The sequence below is a fragment of the Carboxydothermus ferrireducens DSM 11255 genome (assembly GCF_000427565.1).
GTDB lineage: Bacteria > Bacillota > Z-2901 > Carboxydothermales > Carboxydothermaceae > Carboxydothermus > Carboxydothermus hydrogenoformans.
Genome location: NZ_ATYG01000048.1, coordinates 1 through 7222 on the forward strand (window position 1 = coordinate 1; position 7222 = coordinate 7222).

Here is a 7222-nt window from a genome sequence, read left to right on the forward strand (position 1 = left end):
GCTGCAGTTCCACAGTAAGAATCAAAGAATAATTTCCTAAACAATAAAATAGTCGTCGAAATAAATAGTCCTTTTTCGCCGTTTATACTTTGGACCCACTAACATCCCAAATAAAAAACCTCCGATATGGGCCCACCACGCTATCCCAAAGCCAAAAACTGGGCCAAATAAAGTTAAGATGCCATTGGATAGCTGCGAGATATACCATAAGCCAATATAAATGAAAGCCGGAACGTCAATAAAAATTGGGATAAAAATTAAAAAAAACAAAGTCACAATTTTAGCAAAGGGAAAAAGGACAAAGTAAGCCCCCATCACTCCGGCAATTGCTCCCGAAGCCCCAACTGCAACAATGTCCGAAGTAAAATTAAATACGTAATGCGCTGTCATTGCTACAATCCCGCTTAAAAAATAAAACAATAAAAATTTTAAGTGCCCCATGCGTTCTTCCACATTATCCCCAAAAAGCCAGAGAGCCCACATATTGCTAATAAGATGCATAAAGCTTCCATGTAAAAACATACTGGTAAAAATGGTTACTCCACTCCAGACTACCTCTGATAATAAACCTTGTCTTAATCCTTCGGTCAGGCGCAGGGGAGTAAAACCAAAGGTATGCAAAAAAAGCTCGCTCGTCTCCCGGGGAAGTGAAATTTGAAAAATAAATACAAGCACATTGGCCAGGATTATTAAAATTGTCATCACCGGAAATTTTCGGCTCGGGTTTACATCTCTTAAAGGTATCATCTTTATTCTCCTTTTCTCTTTACAGAGTTAATTTAGATTGGAGGCTTTAAAGTCGGGGGTAGAGATAATAGAATTTACTTCTTTTTCATCAAAGATAGTCATAAAAATACTTTTTTTTGCTATCAATTTACTTTGAAAAATAGATGCTCAATTAATTTGCAAGGTCATAATCAAATTTTTCAATTAAAAATATATTGTTATTATACTTTGCAAAATTTATCACATCATCTGTGAAACCATTTTTTGAAAATAAAACATAGTACTTATTTTTAAAACTAAATAATGCGCTTTTTTCTATCAAACTGTTTAAAACGGTCATATCCGTTTTCTTATTTTGCCATTTGCACTCTCCAAATATTATGTTGTCTTTATCAAGTGCTACTATATCAATTTCTTCTTCACACCTTTTATATGGATTATTTCCCCACCATTTACCTATTTTCTCAAATATAAAGGGCAACGCTTTGTTCTTATTTAAAATTTTAAGATAATCTATACATATTTCTTCGTATACTACTCCGAGAAAGTCGTTTATAAAAGGTTTAATTTTATTTTCGATAACTTCATCAATTAATCCTTGCTCAATTAAGGCTTTATTATTGAAAACAAACCTATACCAGAACCTAAAGAAATTATCTTTAATTTTGTATATACTTTTTCTACTTTTTTCTTTTAATTCAATGGGAGTAACTTTTTCGAGTATTTTTAAGTCTATTAGTGTAGAAATATACTTTGCACATTTATCAGTATCGACGCCTACTTTTGTAGATATTTCATTTAATTTGCTGCTGCCACTTGCTATTGCTTCTATTATTGAATTATACAAAGCTGGTTCTCTGACTTCTTGTCTTAATAATAATTTTGGCTCTTCGTAAAGATAAGATGCTTTGTCTAATATTTTTGTTTTGATATTTTCATAGATGTCTTTTGTATCCTCAAAGTAGCTCAAATATTGAGGAATACCACCTAAAACTCCATATGCAATAACTTGATTTTCAAAATTATAGTTTGGAAAAAATTTCCTACTTTCAAAAAAGTTAAAAGGGTCAACTATCAATTGTGCAGTTCTTCTTCCATATAGAGGGCTTTTATAGCTTAAAATCTCTTTCTCAATGAAACTTACAGAAGAGCCACAAATAATTAAAAAAAGTTTGGTATCTTTTAAATAATGATCTATTAAATTTTGCAGAAGAGATGGAATGCCTTTATTGGAATTAACTATATAGGGAAATTCATCAATAACAACAACCAAACGTTTATCTTTCGCCTGTTGTGCTAAAAAAAGAAACGCTTTTTCCCATGATTCAAATCTGCTTACGAATCCATCAAGGCCAAAATAGGATAATATTTTATCTGAAAAAGATTCTAGAGCAATTTTATCATTGTATTCTTCAGCAACAAAAAATATCGACGGCTTATCTTTACAAAATTCGGTTAATAATGTAGTTTTCCCCACACGTCTTCTGCCATACATAACTATAAAATGAAATTTGTTTTCGTTGTAAAGTTTATTTAAGGTTTTAAGCTCATATTGTCTGCCAATAAACATTAAATTCACCTCGCTAACTTATGAGTTACTAACTTTAAAGTTAGTAATTTTAGAGTTAATAAAATTATAACACAACATTTTTAGTATATCCAAGTATTTGTTCATTATACGTGTTACAGCTCAAAGCAAACCCCCGCTTTCTATTTTCATAAGCAGGGGCAAATTAAAAACAATTTGAAAGCACTGCTCTTAACTGCAGTGCTTTTTTAATCTTTAAATTATAAACCAATCATTCCATATCCCGCTTCTTTCTCTTTGTTTCCAGTAATATAATCTATATTTTCTTTCAGAAGCTTCACTATCTTTCTATCAACAATTTCCTTCGCTGCCATATCGGTTAATATATCTAAAGCTTCCTTCACATCCAGTGCTTCCCGGTAAGGCCGTTTCTCAGTTAATGCCACCCACTTATCAGCCACCGCAATAATCCTGGAAGGAACACATAACTCATCTCCAGAAAGCTTAAAGGGATATCCCTGGCCGTTTGGCTGCTCGTGGTGGTATCCTGCCCACCTGGCCAAATCTTCAAATCCAGAAATTTTATTCAGCATATGATAGGTAAAGTAAGGATGAGTTTTTATTAATTCAAATTCCACGTCGGTTAAAGGCCCGTTTTTTTCTAAAATTTTATTTGGAACTCCAAGTTTTCCAATGTCATGAACGAGTCCGGCAATTTCTATTAATGTCGTTATTTCTGTAAGTCCTGCAATTTCGGCAAGCTGCCTGCTTAAAACAGCAACACCTAAGGAATGGGTGCTTGTAAAAGGACTTTTGGCGTCAATAATATAGGCAAAGGGAAGTACTAAAAGTCTTAGTTCTTGTTCCCCAGCTATAATTCTTGCTTCAGGTCTTAATTCCTGAAGTCTTTCTTCAATATAATGCTCATCAAGGTCAAACCAGAAGCTTTCCTTCTTAGAAATCTCTAAAAACGCTTCTACAACTAATTCGTTGAAAAGTATATTTGTATTTTTAGTTAAGTAACGTTCTATCTCACTGCGCTGGAGCAACGCAAGACTTCTTTGTTTAAGAAGTAATTCAATCTGATCAGCAACAAAAATAATTTGGCTTAAAAGGTAATTGGTTTTATATCGTTCTTACGGCGGATAACCTATAAATTTACGGTGGTGCAGTCTGATTACTTCAGCTACTTCCCTATAAAAAATGGTACATCTTTTAAAAGTTTATAACCCAGCTCTGCATGTTTAGTATCGTATTTATCAATTGAAGATATATCATCCACATTCATCAATCGAGCTCCTGCAGCTAAATCATGAAGATATGCTGCCCAAAAAAGTGTTTCGTAATCTTTCTTTTCAAGCTTTAGCTTATTACCAATAGTTGCAGCAATATAGGCTACTCTTTCATGGTGGTGGGCAAATCTTTCTTTTGTAAACTCTAATGCTCTTGTCAAAGCAACAACTACATCAGTTAAATCAACTGTATACATTCCCTCTACCTCTTTTCATTGCATTTTTGCATGAAAAAATCTCCCTCCTGCCGTAAGGCATAAGGGAGATTTTAGTTTTCTACCTTAAACTTTTTAATCAACCTTTATGCCTTACATTAGGCAGCTGGCTGGCATAGCCTTACGGCCTTAGCCCCTGTAGCTTTGCGCCCCCGGCTTTCGCCGGGTTTGCCTTTGTCGAATACAAGTACTACAAAATTCTTTGCTCTTTTGCTGCAAATAGCAGTACATTAAGTGCTTCCTAAATTACTGCAAAAATACAGTCTTGTTTTTTCCACTGTTTTTGGCACGATAAAGAGCTTCATCAGCCCTCTGAATAATTTTCTCCACACTATAATTGTCTTCTTCTTCTAAGACGGCAACACCAAAGCTTGCTGTAAGTTTAATCTCAATATTTTTCCGGCTCAAGTGGAACATACGTTTTTCAACATCCTCACGGATTCTCTCCGCGATTTTTACTGCCATATTTTCATCTACTTTGCTTAAAAAAATTACAAACTCTTCTCCCCCAAATCTTGCAACAAAGTCGTATTTACGGCACATATTTTTTAAAACACCGGCAAACTCTCTTAATACCTTATCTCCTGCTTCGTGGCCATAATTATCATTAATTTTTTTAAAATCATCAATATCAATCACAATAATACCCACTTTTTCCTGTAACCTTTTACTCCGAGCCAGCTCCGATTCCGCTCTTTGAAAGAAAGCTCTCCTGTTGTAAACTCCAGTTAAAAAATCATACTTTGCTAATTTCTTCAATTTTTCTTCATACAATTTAAAAGGTGTAATATCTCGTTCAATCCTTACCACACGGTAAATCTCTCCCCTGTTGTCTTTTACCGGGAGATATTTAGCAGATATCCACCGCACTTTACCTTTCTTATCTATTATCCTGAACCTCGACGTAAAAAACCCAAATTTCTTTATTCTCGTTAATACATTTTCAGCATTTAAAAACTTTTTAAATTTTTCCAAATCCCTGGGATGTACTATTTCATCTCAGTGATTAGTGTTCTCTTTTGTTTCATTTACAGTAAAACCGTAAATCTTTTTAAAAGCCGAATTTTCATATAAAACTTTTCCTGTTCTTAAATCTTTAAGAATTAATATTTCTTCGACATTTTCTGTAACTTGCTCCAAGATAATTTCCCGCTCTTTGTTTTCGGTTATATCTGTAAATACAGTCACCACATATCCCTTTTCCGGGCTGAAAACATTTATTTTATACCATCTGTTACAGTTTTCAAAATAATGTTCAAACTGTTTTTCGCCGCCGTTTGCAGCAATGCTGCCGCATAACTTAATCCAGTTGAATTTATCACTCTCAAATTCTTTTACAACTTCAGTTAATCTTTTGCCAGTAATATTTTCTCTCTTTAAACCGATTAACTCCGCAAACGCTTTATTAACTGCCATAAAGACATAATCAACAGGTTCATTATTTTCATTTATTATTACCTTTAAATAGGCAAATGCATTCTGCATATTTTCAACAATCTTTGAATATATTGCTTCTACACTATCCATACTTTCGTACTTACCACTCCCCCTTAACTTTGTATAAATTTATTTCAGTCACAAAAGCCTTTACGCTCTTTTGTCTTTTAACTCTTATATGTATATTTATTCCATATGATATTTTATTCATTAATGGTTTTAGCTTCAACTATTTTCTTTGTTGCAAATTAAGAACAAAAAAATCACCGATTTGCTACCTCAATTGGAGATTAACTAGCTCAGCCTAAATAAAAAACCCCGAAGCCTTAAAACTTCGGGGAGAGGAGGATTAGTGGATATCCACTTTAAAGCCTCGCAGATTATCCTGTGCCTTCTTGAGCCTGATGTTTAAAATGCCGTTTTTATATTCAGCAGTAGCTTTAGCAGGTTCTACTTCTACCGGCAAGTACACTACTCGCTCAAAGCTGCCTGCAAATATTTCCTTGCGGTAGAATTTATCGTTTCTTGCTTCTATTTCATCTTTAACCTGTCCTTTAATAATTAGATGATCGTTTTGGACGTACAGCTCAATCTGGTTCTTATCTTCTATGCCAGGGAGTTCTGCCTTAACTAATATTTCATCGCCTTCATCAAGAATATCTACCCTTGGGATTGATACACCTCTACCAATCGGTGCAAAGGCTTCGGCAAACAGGCGATTTAAATCTAACACTTCTCTAAAAGCTTTTAAAATATAAAATAGTCAGCATTGTTATGGAGGGACGGAGCAAGAACCGTCCCTGCTCTCCAACCCCTTTTCTTATTCTTGGTCTTTTTCTTCATTATTACCTTCTTTTTTTGCCTTTTTAAGCTCTTCCAGCCTTTCTTCTATCACTTTTAGCTGTTCTTTCAAATATTTGGCCTCCTGGGAAAGGATTTCTTCTTCATATTTCGGTCCATTTACTGGATTATGGTCAAAAGGATAAGGTTTCCTTGCCCAGAAAGGCAAACCTGTGGCATAGTACCAGTGCCTCCAGCCCCTGCCAAATCCAAAACTACCATGCCTAAACCAAGAACCAATATTCTTGCGCCAGAACCTCTTTCCTACGGGGTTCATGAAGCCTGGCACGGAAAATCCTGCGCAAAGGCCCGCAGCTCTACCGGTCCTGGGACCGAGCCCGTAGGGACCCAATGGCATTTTTTCACCTCCTTTCTCCGTGTTTTAACCACTTACTAATACCTTTTATTTCATCACTTTTAGCGGTTTGACTCAAAGGTTGAATTTTTCTACACCATTTTCTGTAAAATTTTCTGAGTTGTTTCTTTTGTTATCCGATTCATTTTTTATTAGTTACACCCTTTCTTTTATTTTTCATTAACTTTATCCTTGCATTTTTTACAATAACCAAAATACCAGTATGAACTGTTAACGATTTTGAAATCTTTAAGATTTTCATTAACAGGTAAAGTTAATTCTTGTTGAATAGGTACCTCATAAATCTTCCCGCATTCCAAACAAACGTAATGACAGTGACTGTTACTATCATCTTTTAAAATCTCATATTTTATTGGTTGATTTGGCAAATTCAATTTCTGAAGTATCCCATTCTCGCAAAAAAGCTCCAATGCTCGGTACACTGTTGCTAAGCCTATTTTAGGTAAAATTTTTTTTGTAATTAGATATATTTCTTCTGCTGAAAGATGCTTTTTTTTACTGTTTTTAATAGCTGTAATAATAGCCTTTCGCTGAGGAGTCCACTTAAAATCTTGTTTTTTCTTAACAGTTGCCGATTTCATATGTTACCGCTCACACTAATTGACCACATTTAGCTCAAATTAAGTGGCCGCAAATATTGCTCACTTTATTTGGCCAGGCAGTTTTTTATACTGCCTGGCCATTGGCATAATTTTATACAGAAAATTCATTTTCAATTACTACCTTGACCATACGGTCATCAATAAGCCGTTTCTGTTCGGCTGCAGCTGCCATTAGACAAGCAATGCACAGGTTATTGATTTTCCGG

General features: G+C 34.6%; 9 protein-coding genes, 1 pseudogene and 1 riboswitch. All 10 genes and pseudogenes read right to left on the bottom strand.

What is annotated here, in order from left to right:
- Positions 1-36: 36 nt before the first annotated feature.
- Complete coding sequence (locus CARFE_RS0112075) at positions 37-747, bottom strand: rhomboid family intramembrane serine protease (protein WP_028052909.1); 711 nt, start codon at positions 745-747, stop codon at positions 37-39.
- Positions 748-898: 151 nt separating this feature from the next.
- A complete protein-coding gene (locus tag CARFE_RS0112080; RefSeq protein ID WP_028052925.1) occupies positions 899-2296 on the bottom strand; it encodes an ATP-binding protein in 1398 nt (465 codons plus the stop codon).
- A gap of 218 nt (positions 2297-2514) precedes the next feature.
- Positions 2515-3303, bottom strand: a complete 789-nt coding sequence (locus tag CARFE_RS0112085) for an HD-GYP domain-containing protein (RefSeq protein ID WP_028052926.1) — start codon at positions 3301-3303, stop codon at positions 2515-2517.
- 137 nt (positions 3304-3440) lie between these two features.
- Positions 3441-3743, bottom strand: coding sequence for an HD domain-containing protein (locus CARFE_RS0112090; protein WP_028052927.1), 303 nt, complete (start codon positions 3741-3743; stop codon positions 3441-3443).
- A gap of 116 nt (positions 3744-3859) precedes the next feature.
- Positions 3860-3944: riboswitch (cyclic di-GMP riboswitch) on the bottom strand.
- A gap of 63 nt (positions 3945-4007) precedes the next feature.
- Positions 4008-4571 (bottom strand): GGDEF domain-containing protein, encoded by a 564-nt coding sequence (locus tag CARFE_RS15135; protein WP_245570795.1) that lies wholly within the window; start codon positions 4569-4571, stop codon positions 4008-4010.
- Positions 4572-4577: 6 nt separating this feature from the next.
- Positions 4578-4754, bottom strand: a pseudogene (locus tag CARFE_RS16870) (PAS domain-containing protein); the annotation flags it as partial.
- A 6-nt stretch (positions 4755-4760) separates the two neighbouring features.
- A complete protein-coding gene (locus tag CARFE_RS0112100) occupies positions 4761-5288 on the bottom strand; it encodes a PAS domain-containing protein (RefSeq protein ID WP_028052928.1) in 528 nt (175 codons plus the stop codon).
- Positions 5289-5547: 259 nt separating this feature from the next.
- Entirely contained in the window at positions 5548-5931 is a 384-nt protein-coding gene (locus tag CARFE_RS15140; protein ID WP_051250313.1) for an Hsp20/alpha crystallin family protein, read from the bottom strand.
- Positions 5932-6018: 87 nt separating this feature from the next.
- The gene (locus CARFE_RS0112110) at positions 6019-6396 is read right to left on the bottom strand and encodes a DUF5320 domain-containing protein (protein WP_028052929.1); all 378 of its coding nucleotides are present in this window, start codon (positions 6394-6396) and stop codon (positions 6019-6021) included.
- 167 nt (positions 6397-6563) lie between these two features.
- A complete protein-coding gene (locus CARFE_RS0112115; protein WP_028052930.1) occupies positions 6564-6995 on the bottom strand; it encodes a Fur family transcriptional regulator in 432 nt (143 codons plus the stop codon).
- Positions 6996-7222: the final 227 nt, after the last annotated feature.

Excerpts from the sequence above, each read along its gene's own strand:
- CARFE_RS0112100 (WP_028052928.1), bottom strand. The coding sequence starts at position 5,288 with ATGGATAGTGTAGAAGCAATATATTCAAAGATTGTTGAAAATATGCAG.
- CARFE_RS0112080 (WP_028052925.1), bottom strand. The coding sequence starts at position 2,296 with ATGTTTATTGGCAGACAATATGAGCTTAAAACCTTAAATAAACTTTAC.
- CARFE_RS0112110 (WP_028052929.1), bottom strand. The coding sequence starts at position 6,396 with ATGCCATTGGGTCCCTACGGGCTCGGTCCCAGGACCGGTAGAGCTGCG.
- CARFE_RS0112115 (WP_028052930.1), bottom strand. The coding sequence starts at position 6,995 with ATGAAATCGGCAACTGTTAAGAAAAAACAAGATTTTAAGTGGACTCCT.
- CARFE_RS0112090 (WP_028052927.1), bottom strand. The coding sequence starts at position 3,743 with ATGTATACAGTTGATTTAACTGATGTAGTTGTTGCTTTGACAAGAGCA.
- CARFE_RS0112075 (WP_028052909.1), bottom strand. The coding sequence starts at position 747 with ATGATACCTTTAAGAGATGTAAACCCGAGCCGAAAATTTCCGGTGATG.